Origin of the sequence: Janthinobacterium kumbetense (genome assembly GCF_023703445.1) — a bacterium.
GTDB classification, from domain to species: domain Bacteria; phylum Pseudomonadota; class Gammaproteobacteria; order Burkholderiales; family Burkholderiaceae_D; genus Janthinobacterium; species Janthinobacterium kumbetense.
In genome coordinates, this window is sequence record NZ_JAMQGR010000016.1 from 38091 (window position 1) to 58097 (window position 20007).

General features: G+C 66.9%; 13 protein-coding genes. 6 read left to right on the top strand and 7 right to left on the bottom strand.

Annotation, left to right across the window (positions count from 1 at the left end):
• Positions 1–42: 42 nt before the first annotated feature.
• The 4 genes from NCG91_RS26095 to NCG91_RS26110 form a co-directional block, all read right to left on the bottom strand.
• Positions 43–2709 (bottom strand): bifunctional acetate--CoA ligase family protein/GNAT family N-acetyltransferase, encoded by a 2667-nt coding sequence (locus NCG91_RS26095; RefSeq protein WP_251351805.1) that lies wholly within the window; start codon positions 2707–2709, stop codon positions 43–45.
• A gap of 118 nt (positions 2710–2827) precedes the next feature.
• Positions 2828–3820, bottom strand: a complete 993-nt coding sequence (locus tag NCG91_RS26100) for a DUF2804 domain-containing protein (protein ID WP_251351806.1) — start codon at positions 3818–3820, stop codon at positions 2828–2830.
• A complete protein-coding gene (locus tag NCG91_RS26105; protein ID WP_251351807.1) occupies positions 3817–5100 on the bottom strand; it encodes a winged helix-turn-helix domain-containing protein in 1284 nt (427 codons plus the stop codon). Before NCG91_RS26105 ends, NCG91_RS26100 begins: the two co-directional genes overlap by 4 nt.
• A gap of 62 nt (positions 5101–5162) precedes the next feature.
• Complete coding sequence (locus tag NCG91_RS26110; protein WP_251351808.1) at positions 5163–6515, bottom strand: ATP-binding protein; 1353 nt, start codon at positions 6513–6515, stop codon at positions 5163–5165.
• Between the two features lie 165 nt (positions 6516–6680).
• Here NCG91_RS26110 and NCG91_RS26115 point away from each other — a divergent pair, with 165 nt between their 5' ends.
• Positions 6681–8825 carry a TonB-dependent receptor domain-containing protein gene (locus NCG91_RS26115; protein ID WP_251351809.1) on the top strand — a complete coding sequence of 715 codons (2145 nt, stop codon included), beginning with the start codon at positions 6681–6683 and terminating at the stop codon, positions 8823–8825.
• A 61-nt stretch (positions 8826–8886) separates the two neighbouring features.
• Here the strand turns inward: NCG91_RS26115 and NCG91_RS26120 are convergent, their stop codons facing one another.
• Positions 8887–9555 (bottom strand): response regulator, encoded by a 669-nt coding sequence (locus tag NCG91_RS26120; RefSeq protein ID WP_251351810.1) that lies wholly within the window; start codon positions 9553–9555, stop codon positions 8887–8889.
• Positions 9556–9578: 23 nt separating this feature from the next.
• The gene (locus tag NCG91_RS26125) at positions 9579–9950 is read right to left on the bottom strand and encodes a YajD family HNH nuclease (protein ID WP_034755042.1); all 372 of its coding nucleotides are present in this window, start codon (positions 9948–9950) and stop codon (positions 9579–9581) included.
• A gap of 282 nt (positions 9951–10232) precedes the next feature.
• Between NCG91_RS26125 and NCG91_RS26130 the strand changes: the two genes are divergently transcribed.
• The 3 genes from NCG91_RS26130 (at position 10233) to NCG91_RS26140 (ending at position 18337) form a co-directional block, all read left to right on the top strand.
• Positions 10233–13253 carry a PAS domain-containing protein gene (locus NCG91_RS26130; protein ID WP_251351811.1) on the top strand — a complete coding sequence of 1007 codons (3021 nt, stop codon included), beginning with the start codon at positions 10233–10235 and terminating at the stop codon, positions 13251–13253.
• A gap of 82 nt (positions 13254–13335) precedes the next feature.
• Positions 13336–14562 (top strand): exonuclease SbcCD subunit D C-terminal domain-containing protein, encoded by a 1227-nt coding sequence (locus NCG91_RS26135; RefSeq protein WP_251351812.1) that lies wholly within the window; start codon positions 13336–13338, stop codon positions 14560–14562.
• Between the two features lie 16 nt (positions 14563–14578).
• Entirely contained in the window at positions 14579–18337 is a 3759-nt protein-coding gene (locus NCG91_RS26140; protein WP_251351813.1) for an AAA family ATPase, read from the top strand.
• A gap of 177 nt (positions 18338–18514) precedes the next feature.
• Here the strand turns inward: NCG91_RS26140 and NCG91_RS26145 are convergent, their stop codons facing one another.
• The gene (locus NCG91_RS26145) at positions 18515–18682 is read right to left on the bottom strand and encodes a hypothetical protein (protein WP_171984974.1); all 168 of its coding nucleotides are present in this window, start codon (positions 18680–18682) and stop codon (positions 18515–18517) included.
• 178 nt (positions 18683–18860) lie between these two features.
• Between NCG91_RS26145 and NCG91_RS26150 the strand changes: the two genes are divergently transcribed.
• Together NCG91_RS26150 and NCG91_RS26155 are read left to right on the top strand one after the other, a co-directional pair.
• The gene (locus NCG91_RS26150) at positions 18861–19070 is read left to right on the top strand and encodes a hypothetical protein (protein WP_034755039.1); all 210 of its coding nucleotides are present in this window, start codon (positions 18861–18863) and stop codon (positions 19068–19070) included.
• A gap of 60 nt (positions 19071–19130) precedes the next feature.
• Positions 19131–20006, top strand: a complete 876-nt coding sequence (locus NCG91_RS26155) for a hypothetical protein (RefSeq protein ID WP_251351814.1) — start codon at positions 19131–19133, stop codon at positions 20004–20006.
• Position 20007 lies beyond the last annotated feature (1 nt).

Consider the following 20007-nt stretch of genomic DNA (forward strand, 5'->3'; position numbering starts at 1 on the left):
TTGATCCTGCACAAACCCGCGGCTGGCCAGCCGCGCTTTCTTTTACGGCGCGCGCAGGCCGATATGCAGGTTGACGACGCCCGGCTCTTCCGACGGCGTGACTTCGCCGCCAAAGCTTTTCACCAGCCGCTGCATGCCCTTGTTGCGCGCCATCGCCTCGCCCACCAGCGCTTCCGTGCCCCGGCTGCGGAAATAGTCGACCAGCTTCTCGAACAGGATGTGTCCCAGTCCCTTGCCTTTCAGGGCCGAGCGCACGGCGATGGCGAAATCGGCGTGGATATTGTCCGGATCGGCCACGGCGCGCACCACGCCCAGGGTTTCCGGCTTGCCGTCCGGGCCCGTGTGCGTGGCGATGAAGGCCATGGCGCGGTCGTAATCGATCTGCGTCAGGCGCGCCAGCTGCGACACGGGCAGCTCGCGCATGGACGTGAAGAAGCGCAGGCGCACGTCGTCCGGGTCCAGCGCGTGGAACAGGTCCATGTGCTGCGGCGCGTCCTCGGGGCGGATGGGGCGCAGCAGGATGGACTGGTCCATCCACGTCACCTGCTCTTCCAGCTCCTGCGGATACGGGCGGATGGCCAGGCGGTCGCGCTTCTGGCCCGGCTGCAGGCGGATGCGCGCGTCGAGGGCGATCACGCCATCCGCATCGGCCACCAGGGGATTGATGTCAAGTTCGGCCAGCTCGCCGATGTCGGCCACCAGTTCGGCCACCTGGATCAGGGTGTAGCAGATGGCGTCGATGTCGGCCGGCGGCTGGTTGCGGTAGCCGGCCAGCAGCTTCGACACGCGCGTGCGCGCCAGCATGTCGCGCGCCAGCACCATGTTCAGCGGCGGCAGGCCGATGGCGTGATCGGCCGTCACTTCCACCGCGATGCCGCCCTGCCCTACCAATATCACGGGGCCGAAGGCGGCGTCCGTCGTCACGCCGACGATCAATTCATGCGACTGCGGCCGGCGCGCCATCTGCTGCACGGTAAAACCGTCGATCAGCGCGTCGGGACGCATGCGGCGCACGCGCTTGAGCATGGCGGCGGCGGCCGTGCGCAGGATGTCGGGCGTATCGAGGTCGAGCGCCACGCCGCCCACGTCGGATTTGTGGGCGATGTCGGGCGAGTGGATTTTCAACGCGACGGGATAGCCGATGTCGGCCGCCACGGCCAGCGCCTCTTCCACGTCGGCCGCCATGCGCGTGGTGGCGACGGGAATGCCGTAGGCGGCCAGGATTTCCTTCGAGCGGCATTCACCGAGCACCGTCTGGCCGGCCGCCAGCGCGGCGGCGACGATTTCGCGCACGCGCGCGCGGCGCGGCGTGGCCGACATGGGCAGCTGCGCCGGCACCTGCATCAGGGTTTCCTGGTTGCGCCGGTACTGCACGATCTGCATGAAGCCATGTACGGCCTTTTCCGGCGTGTCGTAGGTGGGAATGCCGGCCCGGTTGAAGACCTGGCGCGCGGGCGCCACGGTGGTGCCGCCCAGCAGGCACGACAGCACCGTGCGCGAGGTGGCCTTGATCAGCGGCGTGACGGCTTCGGCGATGTCGATCGACGAGACCATAGCCGTGGGCGCGTGCAGCAGCAGCAAGGCGTCCGCCTGCGGCTCGTCGAGCAGCGGCTTGATGGCGTCGGCATAGCGCTGCACGGCCGCGTCGCCGGGCAAGCCGACGGGGTTGTCGTGCGACCAGCCCCGTGGCAGCGCCTTTTCCAGCGCGATGACGGTATCCGGCGACAGGTCGGCCAGCTTGCCGCCGCTGCCCACCAGGGCGTCGGTGGCCATCACGCCCAGGCCGCCGCCGTTGCACAGGATCGCCAGGCGCTCGCCGCGCTGCGAACGGATATGCGTGAGGGTTTCCACGGCGTCGAACAATTCCTCGGCCGAATACACGCGCAGCATGCCGGCGCGGCGGATGGCCGCGTCGTACACGGCGTCGGAACCGGCCAGCGCGCCCGTATGCCAGGCCGCCATGGCCGCGCCTTCCGCCTCGCGCCCCGCTTTCAGGACGATGACGGGCTTGCTGCGCGCGGCCGCCCGCGCCGCCGACATGAATTTGCGCGCCGCCTGGATATCTTCCATGTACAGCAGGATGGCGGCCGTGTCGATGTCGCCGGCCAGGTAGTCGAGCAAGTCGCCGAAATCGATGTCGTAGCTGGCGCCTAGCGAAATGAATTTGGAAAAGCCCACGCCATGCGCATTGGCCCAGTCGAGCACGCCCGACACCAGCGCGCCCGATTGCGAGACGAAGGCGATCTTGCCGCTCGTCGCGCCTACATGGGCGAAGCTGGCGTTCAAGCCCAGTTTCGGCACCAGCAGCCCCATGCTGTTGGGGCCGAGGATGCGCAGCAGGTGCGGCTTGGCCGCCTTCAGCATGGCCAGGCGCAGCGACTGCTCGCGCACGGGGTCGAGGCCGGACGTCATGACGATGGCCGCGCGCGTGCCCAGCGCACCCAGTTCGCGGATCAGGGCCGTGATGGTGGCGGGCGGCGTGCAGATGATGGCCAGGTCCGGCGCTTTCGGCAGCTGCGCCAGCTTGCGGTAGCATTTCAGGCCCATCAGCTCGTCGTACTTGGGATTGACGGGCCAAATGTCTCCCTGGTAGCCGCCGCCCAGCAGGTTGTACAGGGCGATGGCGCCCAGCTTGCGTTCGCGCGCCGTGGCGCCGATCAGGGCCACCGAGGCCGGCTTGAACAGCTTGTCGAGATTACGGATACTCATGTTCTGGCCTCATGGATTGCCGGAGCGGGATTGCCGGAGCGACTACGCGCCAGTGTAAGGGATGCGTTGCCAAAAGAATTTGACCTTGCGCTGCATTTCACGAAAAATCCGCGTGCCCCTACCAGCGCGAGCGGTGGCTTTCCGTCACCCCGGCCAGCTGCGCCACGATGCGCTTGGGAGAGTCCGCGCTGGTGCGCACCCAGCCGCTGAAGGTGCCGATAGGCTGGATGTAGCGGCTGGCGGCGATCCACAGATTCTTATCCTCGCGGCGCGCGCCTTCCGGCTTGAAGTGCAGGTTCAGCAAATCGTCGTCCGTCCACACATGCCACGGCGCCAGCGGGTTGTCGGGATTGAAGTCGAAATGCGCGCGGCCCAGCGGATATAGCTGGCCATCGAGCCACAGCGCGTTTTCATGCGCGCCGAAATAGCCGGCCTGCAGGTTGAAACCCAGGTCCAGGCTGTGCGCCGAAGCCCAGCGCCATTCCGTTTCGCGCGCCAGCAAGCCATTCGAATAATCGAAGCTGGCCACGCCGTCGTCCAAGCTGTAGCCCATGGCGCCGCAGCGCACGGTGCCCCACAGGGGCAAGCCGCCCGACTTTTGCGTCGCATGCACGCTGCCGCCCTCGCCCACGGGCCCCACGGCCAGCAAGGTGGGCGCCACGGGCGGACCGAATTCCGCGTCGATGCCGAAATGGCCGCAATCGAGCCGCAAACGGTAGCGCTGCTGGGGCTGGGCCTCGATGGAGATCACTTGCGAGAGGAAGCGGAAACGGCTGCTGGCGCCCGCATGCGGCGCCACCGTGGCGCTCAAGCCCGGCACGCCATCCTGCGAAAAACTGGCCACGATCTTGCCCTTGTGGCGGTCGAAGGCATACGCGAAGGCCGTGCTGGTCCAGCCCAGGTCGACGATGGCCACGCCGCAGAACAGCGTGGGCGTGGACAGGGCCACATAATGCCAGCGCTTGTGGTGGAACAGGCGCCAGAGGGCGCCGCGCGCGTGGGGTGGCGCCAGAGCGGCCCAGTCAAAGGCGTTCAATTGGCCCGTGTAGCGGCCAAAGCAGGGGACGCCATCGGCGTCGAGCAGCTGGGGAGGAGCCGGCGGCAGCATCATGCGGCCCGCCTTGCGACAGCGCCGCCGTCGAGCAGGGCCTGGGCCAGCAGCGCGCCGAAGGCTGCCGGCTGCGTCTGCGCAATATCAATATCCGGGCAGGCATGCCAGAGCGCCAGGCGCTGCACGGCGCCGGCCACGTCCTGCGCCAGGCGGGTACTGAGGTGCACGCCGTCTTCCAGCGCCAGCGACTTGATCTCGAAGCGCCCCTGCGCGCGGTGCGCCTTGGCGTCCAGGCGCCCCACCAGCGCGCCGCGGCGCAAGATCGGCAAGGTGAAATAGCCATAGCGGCGCTTTTCGGCCGGCGTGTAGCATTCGAGCCGGTAGTCGAAGCCGAACAATTCCAGGGCGCGGCGCCGGTCCCAGACGACGGGATCGAACGGCGAGAGTATCGTCGTCAGGGTGGGCGCCAGCTTGCCGGCCACCGCGTCGCGCAACAAGTCCCCATGCTCGGCATGCACGTACACGGCATCACTCCAGCCATCGACCGTGCAGCGCAGCAGTGCGCCCTCGTCCACCAGCGCCTGCAAATCGCGCGCCAGGCTGGCGCGCGGTTGCCTGGTGCGGAAGTAATCGCTGATCCAGCTGGCCCGCGCCAGCCCCAGCGCCTTCACGCTGGCCAGCAGCAGGCGCCGGCGCACCTGGTCCTCGGACGGCAGCAAGCCATCGTGCCAGCCCGGCAGCACGCGTTCGGCCAGGTCGTAATAGCGCTGGAAATTGTGGCGTTTGGCGATCATCAGCACGCCCGACGTAAACAGCACTTCGAGCGAGCGCTTTTCCGGCTTCCAGCTCCACCAGCCGCCCGCCTGGCCATCCGTGCGCTCGAAGTCGGCCGAACGCGCGGCGCCGTTGGCGCGGATGTGTTCCAGCACCGAAGCGACGGCCTCGCCCTGCTCGGCCATCCATTTGACGGAGTATTTCCAGCCCATGGCGGCCGGATCCAGCATGCGGTGGCGGTACAGGCCATAGTCTTCGATGGGCACGAAGCAAGCCTCGTGCGCCCAGTACTCGAACAGTGCGCCCTCGGCCAGCAGCTGCTCCAGCCACGGCTGCGGATAGTCGCCCAGGCGGCTCCACAGCACCAGGTAGGGGCTGCGCGCCACCACGTGGATGGTGTCGATCTGCAGCACGCCCATCTGCCGCACGGCGGCCAGCACGTCCGCCTTCACGGCTTTCTTGCGCCGCGCCTGCAGCAAGCCCTGCGCGGCCAGGTGCAGCGCGCGCGCGGCGGCCAGCGATAAAGCGGGGGGATCGAAAAGAATGGGCTGGTGTGAGCTGTGCATAACAGAAAGATACCGCATTCTGCACACGCCTTGTGCGTTTTATCGCTATCGGATCGCGCCCGCTACGTTGCGGGAAACACGACCGTCACCGCCAGCCCCCGGCCCTGCAGTCCGGCGCCGAGGATGATCTGCGCGCCATGGCGCTCGGCGATGCGACGCACGATGGACAGGCCCAGCCCGCTGCCGGGAACCTGGCTGCCGCCCAGGCGCACGAAGCGCTCGAACACGCGCGCGTGCCATTGCTCGGCGATGCCCGGCCCCGTATCGGCCACGCGCAGGTAGCTGCGCCCCGCCTCCACGCCGCAGCGGATCTCGATGGCGCCCGGCGCCGGGGTATAGCGCAGCGCATTGTCGACCAGGTTACGCAGCAATACCTGCAGGCTGTCCGCATGCAGGGCGCAAGGCGCCGGCGCCACGTTGACCGCCAGCGACAACTGGTACGGCGCGGCCAGCGCCTGCCACTGCGTCCCCTGCGCTGCCAGCAGCTGCGCCAGGTCGCCCGGCGCCAGCGCCGTCTCTGCCTGCGACTGCGGATCGAGCTGCGCCAGCGCCAGCAACTGGTTGACGAGGCGCGTGGCGCGCTCCACGCTGGCGCCCAGGGCAGCGATGAATTCCTCGCGTTCGTCCGCGCTGCGGGCCCGCTGCAGCACTTGCAGATTGGTCTTGATGGCGGCCAGCGGCGTACGCAGCTCGTGCGCCGCATCGGCCGTGAAGCGCTGTTCGTTGTCGCGGCTGTGCCTCACCCTGCCGAACAGGCGGTTGATTTCCAGCAGCAGCGGATGCAGCTCCGAGGGCGCGCCGTGCACATGCACGTCCGTCAGTTCGTCGGGCGTGCGCGCCGACACTTCGTCGGCGGACGCCTGCAGCACGCGAAACACGCGGTGGATGCTCCACCAGATGGCGATGGTGGCCAGCGCCACGAGTAGCAGGCCGAACAGCGCGATGCGGTAAAAGAAGCCGCGGCTGATGTCGTCGCGGTGGCTGGTCGGTTCGGCCACCAGCAGCTGCAGGCTGCGCTGCGGATCCCACAGCGAAAACAGACGCCAGCGCTGGCCGCCGATGCTGGTCCACGACAGGCCGTCCGGCGCGCTGCGCGACAGGGCGATGTCGGACGCCGCGTCGTTGCGATACAGGACGCGCTGCTGCGCGTCGCGCACCTTGAACAGCAAATACTGGTGGGGATTCGGATGGCCGCGCAGCGGCAGGTCGATGGGCCCCGTCAAGCCATGCTCGCGCGCATCCTTTTTCACCAGCGACAGCAGCAAATGGCCCGTCTCGATCAGCGACTGGTCGAACAATTCCTGGCTTTCGCGGCGCGCTTCCACGTACACGATGGCGGCGCTGCCCACCCACAGGGCCAGGGTCAGGCCCAGCAGCACGGCCAGCAGGGTGCGCCGCAGCGACCAGCTTTTCACGCCGCCGCCAGCCGTTAAGAATCTCTTAAGAACTTCTGCGCAAGATCCGGAGCGAAATATTTTTTGGGAAGCCATGCCTGCAATTGTAAATGATTCTTATTGCTTTCATGATTCCCATTACCCAAACAATACAGACCAATAATTAATTCACCCTCAGGAGTTTGCATGTCCAACAGCCCCCGCCGCGCGCGCCTGCCGCGTCCCACCACCCTGGCCCTGGCCTTGGCCGCCCTGTCCTGCCTGCCGGCCCACGCCCAGACGGGCACGCCTGCCAGCATGCCGGAAGTGGTGGTTTCCGCCTCCGGTTTCGAGCAGGATATCAAGCAGGCGCCCGCCTCGATCACCGTGCTGACGCGTGAAGAACTGTCGAAGGAACGCTTCGGCAACCTGACGCAGGCGCTGGAAAGCGTGGAAGGCATCGACGTGGGCGCGGCGGGCGACAAGACGGGCGGCATGAACATCAGCATCCGCGGCATGCCCAGCGACTACACCCTGGTGCTGATCGACGGACGCCGCCAGAACGCGGCCGGCAATGTCACGCCGAACGGCTTCGGCGGCACGCAGACGAGCTTCATGCCGCCGCTGGCCGCCATCGAGCGCATCGAGATCATCCGCGGCCCCATGTCGACCCTGTACGGCTCGGACGCCATGGGCGGCGTGATCAACATCATCACGCGCAAGGTGGGCAAGCAGTGGATGGGTTCCATCTCGGCCGACTACACCCTGCAGGAAGAGTCCGATTTCGGCGACGTGAAAAGCGGCCGCTTCTACCTGAGCGGCCCTATCGCCACCGACCTGCTGGGCCTATCCCTGCGCGGCAGCAAGCAGCGCCGCGATGCAGCCAACATCCGCTACAACGACGCGGCCGGTGCGGAAAATGTGCCGAACATGGGCGCCAACCCCGTGCGCGCGGACATCGAAAACTTTGGCGCGCGCCTGGCGTTCACACCCAACCGTTTCCATACCGTCATCCTCGACGCGGATGCGGGCCGCCAGACCTACGACAATTCGAAGAAGCAACTGGGTACCTTGGGCTTGCAGGGCGGCTACGGTCCCGAGCAGAAATACAACCGCGACCAGTGGACCCTGTCGCACACGGGCCGCTTCGGCTTCGGCACCCTGGACAGCAGCTACATGGTGAACAAGACGGAAACCCTGGGCCGCACGATTCCGCCAGGCACGCCCGGCGCCGTCGCCGGCAGCGCGCGCACCCTGGAAGTGGAAAGCCAGGTGTTCGACACCAAATTGGTCATGCCGTTGGGCAAACACATGGCCACCGTCGGCGCGCAATGGTGGAAAGCGGAAATGACGGATGGCGTGGCGCCAAAGAAATTCGAATTCACGCAAAAAGCCCTGTTCGTGGAAGACGAATGGCAGGTGCTGGAGAATATCGCGCTGACCTTCGGCGCCCGTTATGACGATCACAGCATCTTCGGCGGCCAGACCAGCCCCCGCGCCTATGCCGTGTGGAACGCGACGCCAAGCTGGACCGTCAAGGGCGGCGTCAGCAAGGGCTACAAGACGCCGCGCGTGGAACAATTGTCGCCAGGAATCAACGGTTTCGGCGGCCAGGGCACGATTCCCCTCGTCGGCAGCCCGAACCTGAAGCCGGAAACGAGCACGACGACGGAAATCGGCGCGTATTTCGACAACCTGGCCGGCTGGACCGCCAGCGGCTCCCTGTTCAACAATCAATTCAAGGACAAGATCACGACGGGCACAGGCCTCGTCAACTGCGATTACCGTCCGTCGCCAAACCGTCCCGGCTGCGTCAGCTTCGGCAACTGGCCCAACGTCGATGCGTTTGGCCAGTCGGTCAACGTGGATGAGGCCGTCACGCGCGGCGTCGAGCTGAATACGCGCTTCCCGCTGGGCAAGACCCTGTCGGCCAGCGCCAACTACACGTACACGGAAAGCGAACAGAAGAGTGGCAGCAACGCGGGCAAGCCCCTGAGCGACACGCCCAAGCACGCCGTCAACGCGCGCCTGAGCTGGGATATCTCGCGCGAATGGAACGGCTGGCTGCGCGCCGAGTACCGCAGCGAGCGCTTCCGCGATCCGGGCACCTCCGCTTCCACGCGCGCCGCCAAGGCCGCGCTGGGCGACTACAAGGGCTACACCATGTTGCACCTGGGCAGCAGCTACCAGCTGAACAAGCGCGTCACCCTGAACGCGGCCGTGTACAACCTGCTCAACAAGGACTTCGTCGACTACCAGCCGTACCGCGCACCGACGCTGACCTACGCCAACCGCTATGTCAACAGCCTGGACGGCCGCCGTCTGTGGCTGTCGGCCACCGTCGATTTCTGATGCGCTAATCCATCCGCATCATCGATGCCAACGGGCTGCCTCAGGGTAGCCCGTTTTTTCATCAGGCCGCTTGCGCTTTATCAATGCAATAGCCGATCGCATGCACGGTGCGTATCAAGTCCCGCCCCAGCTTCTTGCGCAGGTGGTGGATATGCACTTGCACGGCATTGCTTTCCACTTCATCGCCCCAGCTGTACAGGTTTTTCTCCAGCTGTTCCCGGCTCAGCACCCGGCCGCCGTGTTCCAGCAACAATTGCAGGATGCGAAACTCCTTCATCGTGAGCATCACGGGCAATCCCCCTTGCGTCACCTGCCGGTCCGCGATATCGAGCACCAGGTCGCCGTGCACGAGGTGCTCGCGCAGGCGGCCCGTGGCGCGCCGACAGGCGCTGCGGATGCGCGCGGCCAGTTCGTCGAGGTCGAACGGTTTCACGATGAAGTCGTCGGCGCCCGCGTCGAGCCCGGCGATGCGCTCGCCCACCTGGTCGCGCGCCGTGACGACCAGCACGGCGCCGCTGTAGCCATTATCGCGCAGCACGCCCAGCGCCTGCATGCCATCCTGTCCCGGCAAGCCCAGGTCGAGCAAAATGCAGCCATAGTCGTGCAGGCGCACGGCCGTGTGCGCGTGTTCGGCGCTCGTGACCCAGTCGACGGCATGACCGGCCTGTTCCAGGCCGATCTGCGTGGCGCGGCCCAGCTGCGGGTCGTCTTCGGTCAGCAAGATGCGCATGGGGTGCGAGGCGGACGGGCCGCTCAGTCCTTTTTCTTGATCAGGCCAGCGAGCGCGGCGAACGGATTGTGCGTAGCGGGCGCCACCTCGGCCGACAGCAGGCCGGCGCCCCGGTCCGCTTCCAGGTAGCGCGAGTGCTCATTGTCGTGGCAATACAGGCACAGCAGTTCCCAGTTGCTGCCATCGGGCGGATTGTTGTCGTGGTTGTGGTCACGGTGGTGCACCGTCAGCTGCTGCACGTTGGCGCGCGTAAATTCGCGCATGCAGCGGCCGCAGACCCACGGGTACATCTTCAGCGAACGCTCGCGGTAGCCGCTCTCGCGCTGGTCGGCGGCGCGCCGCGCTTCAGCCACGATCTTGTCCAGCCGTGCCGCGTCGGGCTTTTTACTCTGCATGACAACTTTCGATATGGGAGGAAGAAGCATCCATTTTAATGAGGATGGGGGCGCAATTGTACTTTTTCTGCCACGGCGCCAGCCCGTGTCGCCGCCGACGTGCTTTTTTTAGCGTGCGCGGCACCACGGCTACTTGATTTAAAGCAAAATAAGGCCAGCGACAGACCGCGAACAGACGATGGCCGCGGCGGCAACACGCTGACGCGCAAGGCGGCCGATTTCGGCTATCATGCGCGCCACGCCGCCCCTCCCCTTTTCCATGAATATAGCCTGCAAGCGCCCGTGATAGCGATAACAAGACCCCTGCAACGCCTTGCCCGCCGCCTGTACCGTCTCAGCCTGGTGCCCCTGTTCGCGCTCATCCTGCTGCTGGCGCTGTGGGCGGCCGTCTTTTACCAGGTGGGCCAGGAGCGGGCCAGCGCCGTGCGCGACGCCGTGGCCGTCAGCCAGTCGCTGGCGCGGACCCTGGCCGACCATACCAGTTTCACCCTGCGCCAGACGGATCACGCCACGCAATTGTTCAAGCTCAAATACGAGGAAACGGACGGCGGCCTGCGCCTGAATGAATTCACGCGCCGCCAGGGCTTGCTCGACAGCGTGCTGCCGTCGAAGCTGGCATTGCCGATCGCCCTCGTCGATGCGCAGGGCAATGTGCTCGACAGCGCCAACGCCTACCTGCCGGAAAACCTGGCCGGCCAGGCATTTTTCAGGGCGCTGGCCGCGAATGCGTCCGACACGGCCCTGGTCGACACGCCCCTGCTCGACGTGGGCGGCAAGCACTGGACCATCCGCCTGGCGCGCCGCCTGAACGATGCGCAAGGCCGCTTTGCCGGCGCCATCGTCATCCTCGTCGACCCCACGTATTTTGTCGACGACTACGACCGCCTGAACCTCGATGAACAGGGCGCGCTGATGCTGGTGGCGCGCGACAGCGGCCTGACGGCGGGGCGCATCGGCGAACAATTGATCCTCAGCGACCGCATCGACTTCCGCATGCCGGGACCGCCGCAGCACGCCGCCGAAGAATTGCTGATCGAGCCGCCCGTCGACGCGACGTCCCGTATCTACAGCTACCACGAGCTGCCGCGCTACCCGCTGCTGGCCGTGGTGGGCGTGAGCCGCGCCGTCGCCCTGGCGCGCTTCGAACACCGCCGCCTGATATATGTCGGCGCGCTGCTCGCCGCCAGCGTGCTCATTGCCGGCTTTACGACCCTGCTGATGCGCCAGAGCGCGCGCCTGCGCCGCAGCATCCGCCAGGCCACGGAAACGCAAGCCTTGCTGCGCGCGGCGCACCAGGGCAGCCTCGATGCCGTGCTGCTGCTGAAAGCCTGGCGTGCCGCGCCGGGCAAGCCGGTGGAAGACTTCACCTTTGCCGACATCAACGAGCGCGCCGCCGACATGCTGGGCAAGCCGCGCTCCGAACTGCTGGGCCAGCGCGTGCTGCCGCTGATACCGCTGCTGCGCGGCGAGCGTTTCTTCAAGCGCTTCGTGCTGGTGATGGAAACGGGCCAGCCGCTGGAAGATGAATTCGAACTGCCGCTGGCCTCGGGCGGCACGCGCTGGCTGCGCCACCAGGTGGTGCCGATCGCCGACGGCGTGGCCGTCACCTCGCGCGACATCAGCGCGCGCAAGCACGACGAACTGGCGCTGCAGGACAACCGCAGCTTCCTGCAGTCGCTGATCGACCATCTGCCCGTGCTGGTCTACGTAAAAAGCGCGCGCCCGGAAAATTTCGGCCAGATGGAAGTGTGGAACAAGGCGGCCGAGGACATCACCGGCCACCTGGCCGCCGACGTCATCGGCAAGACCGATTGCCAGGCCTTCCCGCCCGACTTCGGCCTGCACGACGCCGAGGACGACCGCGCCATCCTGGCCGAGCGGGGCGTCATCGACCATACGGAAAAACCGCTGCGCCTGGCTGACGGCAGCCTGCGCTACCTGCGCGCCGTCTCCGTACCCGTGTTCGACGAGCGCCAGCAGATCGAACATATCCTGTGCATCGCCGAGGATATCTCGCAGCGCCGCCAGCAGGAACTGGAACTGCGCCAGAAACAGGCCGAACTGGCCGCCGTCAACGACGCTTCCCCGCTCGGCCTGGTGCGCCTGGACCGCCAGCGCCGCTGCACCTACGTCAACCGCACCTTCGAATCGATCACGGGCTTGCCGCGCGCGGCCGCCCTGGGCGCCGGCTGGACCAGCGCCCTGCACCCGGACGACTATCCGCTGATGCACGTGGCGCTGGAACAGCTCACGCGCAGCCATGCGCCGTTCCAGTCCACCCTGCGCTGCCTGCACCGCGGCGGCAGGCTGGTATGGGTCTCCGTCAAAATTGCCCCCATCCTCATCGACGGCCGGATCGAAGGCTACGTGGGCAGCCTGGACGACATCACCATCCTGCGCGAATCGGAAGTGGCGCTGCTGGAAAGCGAAGCGCGCCTGCGCACCATCGCCGACACCCTGCCGGCCATGATCGCCTACATCGACGCCGACCAGGTCTACCGCTTCCTGAACATCGCCTATGAACGCGAATTCGGCCTGACGGGCCGGCAAGCGCTGGGCAAGAGCGTGCGCGACACGGTGGGCGAGGCGCGCTACCGCACGGTGGCGCCGTACATCGAAAGAGTGCTGGCGGGCGAAACCCTGAGCTTCGAGGAAGAAGACGACAAGGAAGGCATCGAGCGCTGCCTGGAAGTGATCTACATCCCGCAGATCGGCGAAGACAAGCTGCAGGTGGTGGGCTTTCACGTGATGCGCCAGGATATCACCGTGCAAAAGCGCGAAAAACAGCGCCTGCTGAAACTGGCCCAGGTCGACGCGCTGACGGGTTTGTCGAACCGCGCCGGCTTCCAGCAAAAACTCAGCGACGCCATGCACGCGAGCCGCCAGCATCAGCACCTGATGGCCGTCATGTACATGGATATCGACCGTTTCAAGCCCGTCAACGACACGCACGGCCACGGCACCGGCGACGCGCTGCTGCGCGCCTTCGCCCAGCGCCTGACGCAAACCATGCGCGTCACCGACATCGTCGCCCGCCTGGGCGGCGACGAATTCACCATCATCATGGAACAGATCACCCGGCCCGAGGACGCGGCCGTGCTGGCGGAAAAAATCGTCGCCGCCATGCAGCAACCGTTCGAACTCGATGGCATCACCGTGCGCATTTCCGCCAGCATCGGCCTGGCTTTCTACCGCGACGAAGACATTTCCCCCGCCGTGCTGCTGCAGCGGGCCGACGTGCTGCTGTACAAGGCCAAACAGGATGGCCGGAATACCTATCGCGCCGGGATGCTGACGACTTGATTTAGCCGCTGGCGCATGGCGCGGGTCTGACCCCTATCATTCCTGCTATATTGGCGCCTGTCTTCCCTACCCTTGGCCCACCATGCGCCTGCTGCACACTTCCGACTGGCATCTGGGCCAGACCCTGCACAATTACGAGCGGGGCTACGAACACCAGCGCTTCCTCGACTGGCTGCTCGACACGCTCGTGGCCGAAAAGGTCGACGTGCTGCTAGTGGCCGGCGACGTGTTCGACAACGCCAACCCGTCGGCCGCCTCGCAAAAGCAGCTGTACGTCTTCCTGCAGCAGGCGCGCGCGCGCCTGCCCGCGCTGCAGCTGGTCGTCGTCGCCGGCAACCACGATTCGGCCGGCCGGCTCGAAGCGCCCGGCCCCCTGCTGGCCGCACACGGCACGCACGTGATCGGCCATCTGCTGCGCGACGAAGATGGCCAGATCGACCTGGAGCGCCTGCTGTTGCCTTTGACGGGCGCCGATGGGCAAGTGCAAGCCTGGTGCCTGGCCGTGCCCTTCCTGCGTCCCGGCGACGTGCCGAAACTGCCGGCCGGCGATACCCAGGACGCCTACCTGGGCGGCATCGCCCTGCTGTACCGGCAATTGACAGACCTGGCGCTGGCGCGCCGCCAGCCCGGGCAAGCCATCCTAGCCATGGGCCACTGCCACATGGTGGGCGGCGAAATGTCGAACGATTCCGAGCGCCGCATCGTCATCGGCGGCACGGAAATGCTGCCCTCGGGGATTTTCGATACGGCCATCGCCTATGCGGCGCTGGGCCATCTGCACAAGGCGCAGGCCGTGGGCGGCCAGGAGCATATCCGCTATTGCGGCAGCCCGATTCCCCTGTCGTTTGCGGAAGTGCACTACCGCCACCAGGTGCTGTGCCTGGACATCGACGGCGAACAGCTGAAGGACGTGCGCACCATCGAGGTGCCGCGCGCCGTGCCCCTCTTGCGCGTGCCCGCCACACCGGCGCCGATCGACGAGGTGCTGGCGCAGCTGGCCGCCCTCGACGTACCCGCCGCCGCACCGGAAGCGCAGCCCTTCCTGGAAGTGCGCGTGCGCCTCGATGCGCCGGAACCGGGCCTGCGCACGCGCATCGAAACGGCGCTCGACGGCAAGCCCGTGCGCCTGGCGAAGATCGAAACGTCGAGCGCCGCGCGCAGCAGCGCGCCCGACAACATGACGCTGGACCAATTGAGCCAGCTGCAGCCCGACGACATCTTCCGACGCCTGTACCTGCAAAAATACGGCCGGCCCGCGCCGCCCGAACAACTGTCGGCCCTGGCCGAACTGCTGCTGCCCGGCGCCTGACGGTACCTGAAGAACCATGAAAATACTGAAAATCAGCGGCAAGAACCTGGCCTCGCTGGCCGGCGAATTTGAAGTCGACTTCCAGCAGGAACCGCTGGCGTCTTCCGGCCTGTTTGCCATCAGCGGCCCCACGGGCGCGGGCAAGAGCACCCTGCTCGACGCCCTTTGCCTGGCCCTGTACGACGCCACGCCGCGCTTGCTGAAGGTGCTGGGCCGGGGCAGCGCCCTGCCCGACGTGGGCAAGGAAACCGTCAACGCCCAGGATACGCGCACCCTGCTGCGCCGCGGCACGCCGGACGGTTACGCGCAAGTGGACTTCGTCGGCAACGACGGTGCCAGCTATCGCGCGCGCTGGAGCGTGCGCCGCTCGCGTACCCGGGCCGAAGGGGCATTGCAGGCGACCGCCATGAGCTTGCACCAGCTGCCAGCGCTGCAGCCCATCGGCGGCACCAAGACGGAAGTCAAGGAAGAAATCGAAAAGCGCATCGGCCTGTCGTTCGACCAGTTCACGCGCGCCGTACTGCTGGCGCAAAACGAGTTTTCCACCTTCCTCAAGACGGAAGACAATGAACGGGGCGAGTTGCTGGAAACCTTGACGGGCAGCAGCATCTATACCGACATTTCCATGCGCGCCTTCGAGCGGGCAAAAAAGGAAAAGCTGGTCCTCGAACGCCTGGGCGAAAAACTGGCCGACCAGCGGCCCCTGTCGCCGGAAGAGCGGGCCGAGACCGAGGCGCTGTGCGGCGCGGCCGACACCGCCCTGCAAACCATCGACTTGCGCAAGGCGGTGCTGGAGCTGCAGCAGCGCTGGCACCAGGAGACGCACAAGCTGCAAAGCCAGATAACGGCGGCGCAAGAGACGCTCGATAGCGCGGACACCGAACGCACCGCGTCCGAAGGACGCCGCGCGGCGCTGGCGCAGTGGGAATTGCTGCAGCCGGCGCGACCCCTCATCGACGACGTGGCGCGCCTGGCGAACGACATCGCCGGCACCGGTGCCGCGCTGGAAGCGTCGCGCGCGCAGACGGCGCAAGCCGTGACCAGCGAAACGCAGCTGACCGCCAGCGTGCAACTGGCGACGGCGGCCTTGCAAGCCAGGGAAACGGCGCAGCGCGACGCGGCGCCCCGGCTCGATCAAGCCAAGGCGCTCGATGCCGGCATTGCGGCACACTTGCCTGCCCACCGCCAGGCGCAGGATGGCGCACTGGCGGCCGACCAGGCCAACGAAACGGCGCGCGCCACCTTGCACGAGCTGCAGCAGCACCAGCACGCCATGCAGGCGGAGCAGGAAACGGGCCGCCTGTGGCTGGCGTCGCACCAGCACTGGCAAGCGCTGGCCGCGTCATGGCAATTGTCGGACCAGTTGTTCGCCCAGGCCGGCCAGGCGGCCGCGCAAGCCGATGCTGCCGACGCCAGGGCGGCCGACGCGGCGCAGCTGGTGCGCGCGGCAGGCGCCGCGGGCCAGGAGGCACAGGCCGCGTTGACGGCGGCCGCCGCCACGCTCGCCGCGCACGATGCGCAGCGGCGCGAGGCGCAGTGCGCCGTGCAAGCCATCGATGGACAGCTGCTGCAGCAACAGCGCGGCCAGCTGGAAGACCATGCGCGCCAGTTGAATGCGGCGGAAAAGACGTGGACGGAACTGGCGCGCAAGCAGCAGGAGCTGGCGCACGGACAAGCGAGGGCGGCGCAACTGGCGCAAGCCGCGCAAACGGAAACGACGGCCCTGGCGGCACAGGCGGCACAAACGGCGCTGCTGGAAGCGGGCCTGGCGCAGGCGGAAAAATCCTTGAAAAGGGCGGAAGCGGCATGCGCGGCCAGCGTGGAGCAACTGCGCGCCACCTTGCAGGACGAGCAGCCCTGCCCCGTCTGCGGCGCGCTGGAACACCCGTACACCCACGCCGACGACGCCCTGCAGGCGATGCTGGCCAGCTTGCAGGATGAGGTACTGGCTTGCCGCGCGCAGGCGCGCAGCAATCTGGAACGGCTGACCACGCACAAGGCGGCGCTGGCCGCGACCGCGCGAGAACAGGCGCAGACGGATGCGGAACTGGCCATCCTGCCGCCCGCCATCGATAGCTTGAACGCGCAATGGCAGCCGCATGCGGACACCCTGCAACTGCCGCCGGCAAACCAGCGCGCGGACTGGTTCGCGCAGCAGCTGACGGCCAATGTAGCAGCCCTGCAAGCGCTGGCGCAGCAGGAGGCGGCGCTGCGCCAGGCCGGCGCGCGGCGTGAGCAGGCGCAGGCGGCGCACGAACTGGCCGGCGCCGAACACGCGCGCTGCACTAGCGCCGTCGCCGAAACGCAGACGCGTCTGGCGCAATTGCAGGCACAGCAGGCGGCCAGTCTGGACAAGGCGGAAACGTCGCGCGGCGCGCTTGACGGCTTGCTGGCGCAGCTCGATGCCGCGTTTGCCGACGTGGAAGACGCCGAAGGCTGGAAAGACAGCTGGCGCGCCGGCCCCGCCGCCTTCCGCGCGGCGCGCGAAACGGAAAGCCGGCAATGGCTGAAACAGCAGGCGGACCAGGACCAGCGCGGCCACGCGCTGGCGACCCTGGCCGCGCAGCTGGAAGCGGCGCAGCTGGCGGCCGGCAAGGCGCGGCAAGCGGCGCAGGAATCCCACGCCGCCTTTGCCGCCGCCGATAAACAACTCACGGCACTGCAAGCGGAGCGCAACGCGCTGTGGCAGGGGCAGAGCGTGGCCGAGGTGGAACGCAGCCTCACGGCGGCCATCGCGCAGGCCAAAGACCAGTTGGCGCAGCAGCAGGCGGCAGCCCACGCGGCCAGCGCGCAGCGCACGCGCCTCGACGAAGCGTGCGCGCAGCTGGCGCAGCGCCTGGCCGCCCTGCGCGAACAGGAACACGCCGCGACCGTCGCCCTGCACGACTGGCTGCAGCAATTCCGGCAGCGTCACTCCGGCCACGCGCCCGCCACGCTCGACGAGCTGCGCGCGCGCCTGGCCATCTCCATGGACGCCATGCGCGCCGAGCGCGATGCCCTGCAAGTGATCGCCGACCGCCACACGGCGGCCGTTTCCGTGCTGGCCGAGCGCCGGCAGCAACTGGCCGCGCATGTGCAGCAGCCGCCGGAAGCACTGGAAATGGACGAGGCCATGCTGCAGGCGGCGCTCGACGCGCTGGGCGCCGAGCGCCAGGCGGCCAACCAGGAAGCGACGCGGCTGCGCCTGGCCATCGCGCAGGACGACGCCAGGCGCCACAGCGCGCAAGCGATGCTGGCGCAGATCGAGGCGCAAGCCCTCATCGAGCGGCGCTGGGCCAGCCTGAATGAACTGATCGGCTCGGCCGACGGCAAGAAATTCCGCAATTACGCGCAGCAATTCACGCTGGAAGTGCTGCTCGGCTATGCCAACGCGCACCTGGCCCACCTGGCGCGCCGCTACCAGCTCGAACGCATCGACAACCCGAACAACCCGTCGCTGGGCCTGATGGTGCGCGACCAGGACATGGGCGGCGAACTGCGCTCCGTGCATTCGCTGTCTGGCGGCGAATCGTTCCTCGTCTCGCTGGCGCTGGCGCTGGGCCTGGCCTCGCTATCCTCGAACCGGGTGCGCGTGGAATCGCTGTTCATCGACGAGGGCTTCGGCAGCCTGGACACGGAAACCCTGCGCGTGGCCATGGATGCGCTCGACGGCTTGCAAGCGATGGGCCGCAAGGTGGGCGTCATCTCGCACGTGCAGGAAATGACGGAGCGCATCGCCACCCGCATCCTCGTGCAGCCTGGGTCCGGCGGCAAGAGCGTGCTGACGGTGCGCTAAGAGCTTATCCCGGTAGGGAGCGTCTTCTGCTGGCAGCGCATCTGGAGCGCGGACAAGGCGTGAGGAGGACGCGTGGCGAGCCACGCGACGACGAGCAACGCCGTCCCCGCTTCTGAGGGGCGCCAGCAGGGGATGTATTCATCTACCGGGATAGGCTCTAAGGGCGTGGCAAAGGCGTCATCGAGCTAGCGGTTCGCGTCCCAGTCTGAGCAAATCCCAGCCCAGTTCGCGGCGGATCTGCTCGGGGTCGGGCGGGGGCCGGCGCTGTTCCAGCTCCGCTTTCAACCATTTTCTCACCAGCTCCTTGGCGGGCTGTACAGGCTTTTCCTTGTCACGCTTGTCCATGGTGCTACCTCTTCAATGGCGGTCAGACGACCTCCTATATACGTTCAACGTCACGGCGCGGATTCAGTTGACGTGCGCGTGGCGCAGATGCAACAACGTGTAACCATGGCCGGAGTGCGTTAAAATCGCCGCCTTCGCGTAGACGAACTCTACGCCCCGCAACAGTTCAAGGAACCCCATGAAAGCCGCCCGCAGCCTCACCTTCAAGTGCGTAAAATGTCACAAATCCATGCAGGTTTACCTGCAAAAAGTCTCCGCCTGCTCGCATATCCAGCCGTATCAGGGCATTTGCGCATGTGGCGAACTCAAGCGTCACGCCACGGGCCAGGCCGATGCCGTCAAGTCCTACCTGGAATCGGCAGACGGTAGCTGGTCGCACCACCACTAATGGTTAAAGAATGGGGCGATATTGCCGTTAATTCGCCTATCTTCCCCATTTGAACCGACCATGTCCCAGCTCCCCGCCCTCCTTTCCGGCTCGCGCCAGCCCGCCGCCAATCCCCTGGCAGGACAGGCGCCGCCAAAAGCGGGCGCCGGCGCGTCCGGCCTGGCCGCTTCGCCCCTGATGCAGCGCACGGCGCAAGACGTGGTGGCGCTGTCGAAAAATGGCCTTGACCTGTCGGCCAAGGGATTGTCGCAACGGACCGATGCGCTGGGCAACGCCACCGTCGACGTGGCGCAGGATTTCCTCTCCACCATGACGCGCCAGCTGTTCGGCGACGGCGCCACGGTCGCCTTCGATTCCGTCGACCTGCAGGCCGGTTCCAGCTTCAGCAGTGGCAGCGCCAGCGTCTCGGGCGCCAACGGCAGCAACCGCGCGGCCGCCTTCAGCCTCGATGAAAACGCGCATTTCATCGGCAAGGGCAAGATCACGACGGCCGATGGCCAGACCTTCGACTTCGAAGTGGAAGTGCAATATCAATCGAACATCAGCGCGGGCGTCCTTGAGCAAACGCAAGAAACAGACGAAGAAGCCGGCGAAGAAGCCAGCTCCGCCGACGACGCCAGCCCGCCCGCCAGGGAGTTGCCCGCCACGCACTTCGGCGGCGATCTGCATGACCTGTTCAAGCTGCTGGGCCAGCAATTGCAAAGCAATCTCTATCAGGGCACGTCCGATGGCGCCAGCGCCAGCGGCAAGGATGGCGACCTGGCGGGCAGCCTGAGCTTGCGTTTGCTCAAGCTGGTGCAGCCGGAGCATGCCACCGAGACCGCCAAAGTCGGCAGGCAAGCCGTGGCAACCACGCCGGAGGAGCAGGCGCGCGCCCGCGCGCTGGCCCTCGCCTATGGCACGGACACCGCTAGCAGCACGGCCGGCAACGTATAAT

Coding starts and splice junctions, on each gene's coding strand:
- NCG91_RS26120 (WP_251351810.1), bottom strand. CDS start 9,555: ATGCGCATCTTGCTGACCGAAGACGACCCGCAGCTGGGCCGCGCCACG.
- NCG91_RS26135 (WP_251351812.1), top strand. CDS start 13,336: ATGCGCCTGCTGCACACTTCCGACTGGCATCTGGGCCAGACCCTGCAC.
- NCG91_RS26145 (WP_171984974.1), bottom strand. CDS start 18,682: ATGGACAAGCGTGACAAGGAAAAGCCTGTACAGCCCGCCAAGGAGCTG.
- NCG91_RS26155 (WP_251351814.1), top strand. CDS start 19,131: ATGTCCCAGCTCCCCGCCCTCCTTTCCGGCTCGCGCCAGCCCGCCGCC.
- NCG91_RS26125 (WP_034755042.1), bottom strand. CDS start 9,950: ATGCAGAGTAAAAAGCCCGACGCGGCACGGCTGGACAAGATCGTGGCT.
- NCG91_RS26150 (WP_034755039.1), top strand. CDS start 18,861: ATGAAAGCCGCCCGCAGCCTCACCTTCAAGTGCGTAAAATGTCACAAA.
- NCG91_RS26100 (WP_251351806.1), bottom strand. CDS start 3,820: ATGATGCTGCCGCCGGCTCCTCCCCAGCTGCTCGACGCCGATGGCGTC.
- NCG91_RS26105 (WP_251351807.1), bottom strand. CDS start 5,100: ATGCACAGCTCACACCAGCCCATTCTTTTCGATCCCCCCGCTTTATCG.
- NCG91_RS26095 (WP_251351805.1), bottom strand. CDS start 2,709: ATGAGTATCCGTAATCTCGACAAGCTGTTCAAGCCGGCCTCGGTGGCC.
- NCG91_RS26115 (WP_251351809.1), top strand. CDS start 6,681: ATGTCCAACAGCCCCCGCCGCGCGCGCCTGCCGCGTCCCACCACCCTG.
- NCG91_RS26140 (WP_251351813.1), top strand. CDS start 14,579: ATGAAAATACTGAAAATCAGCGGCAAGAACCTGGCCTCGCTGGCCGGC.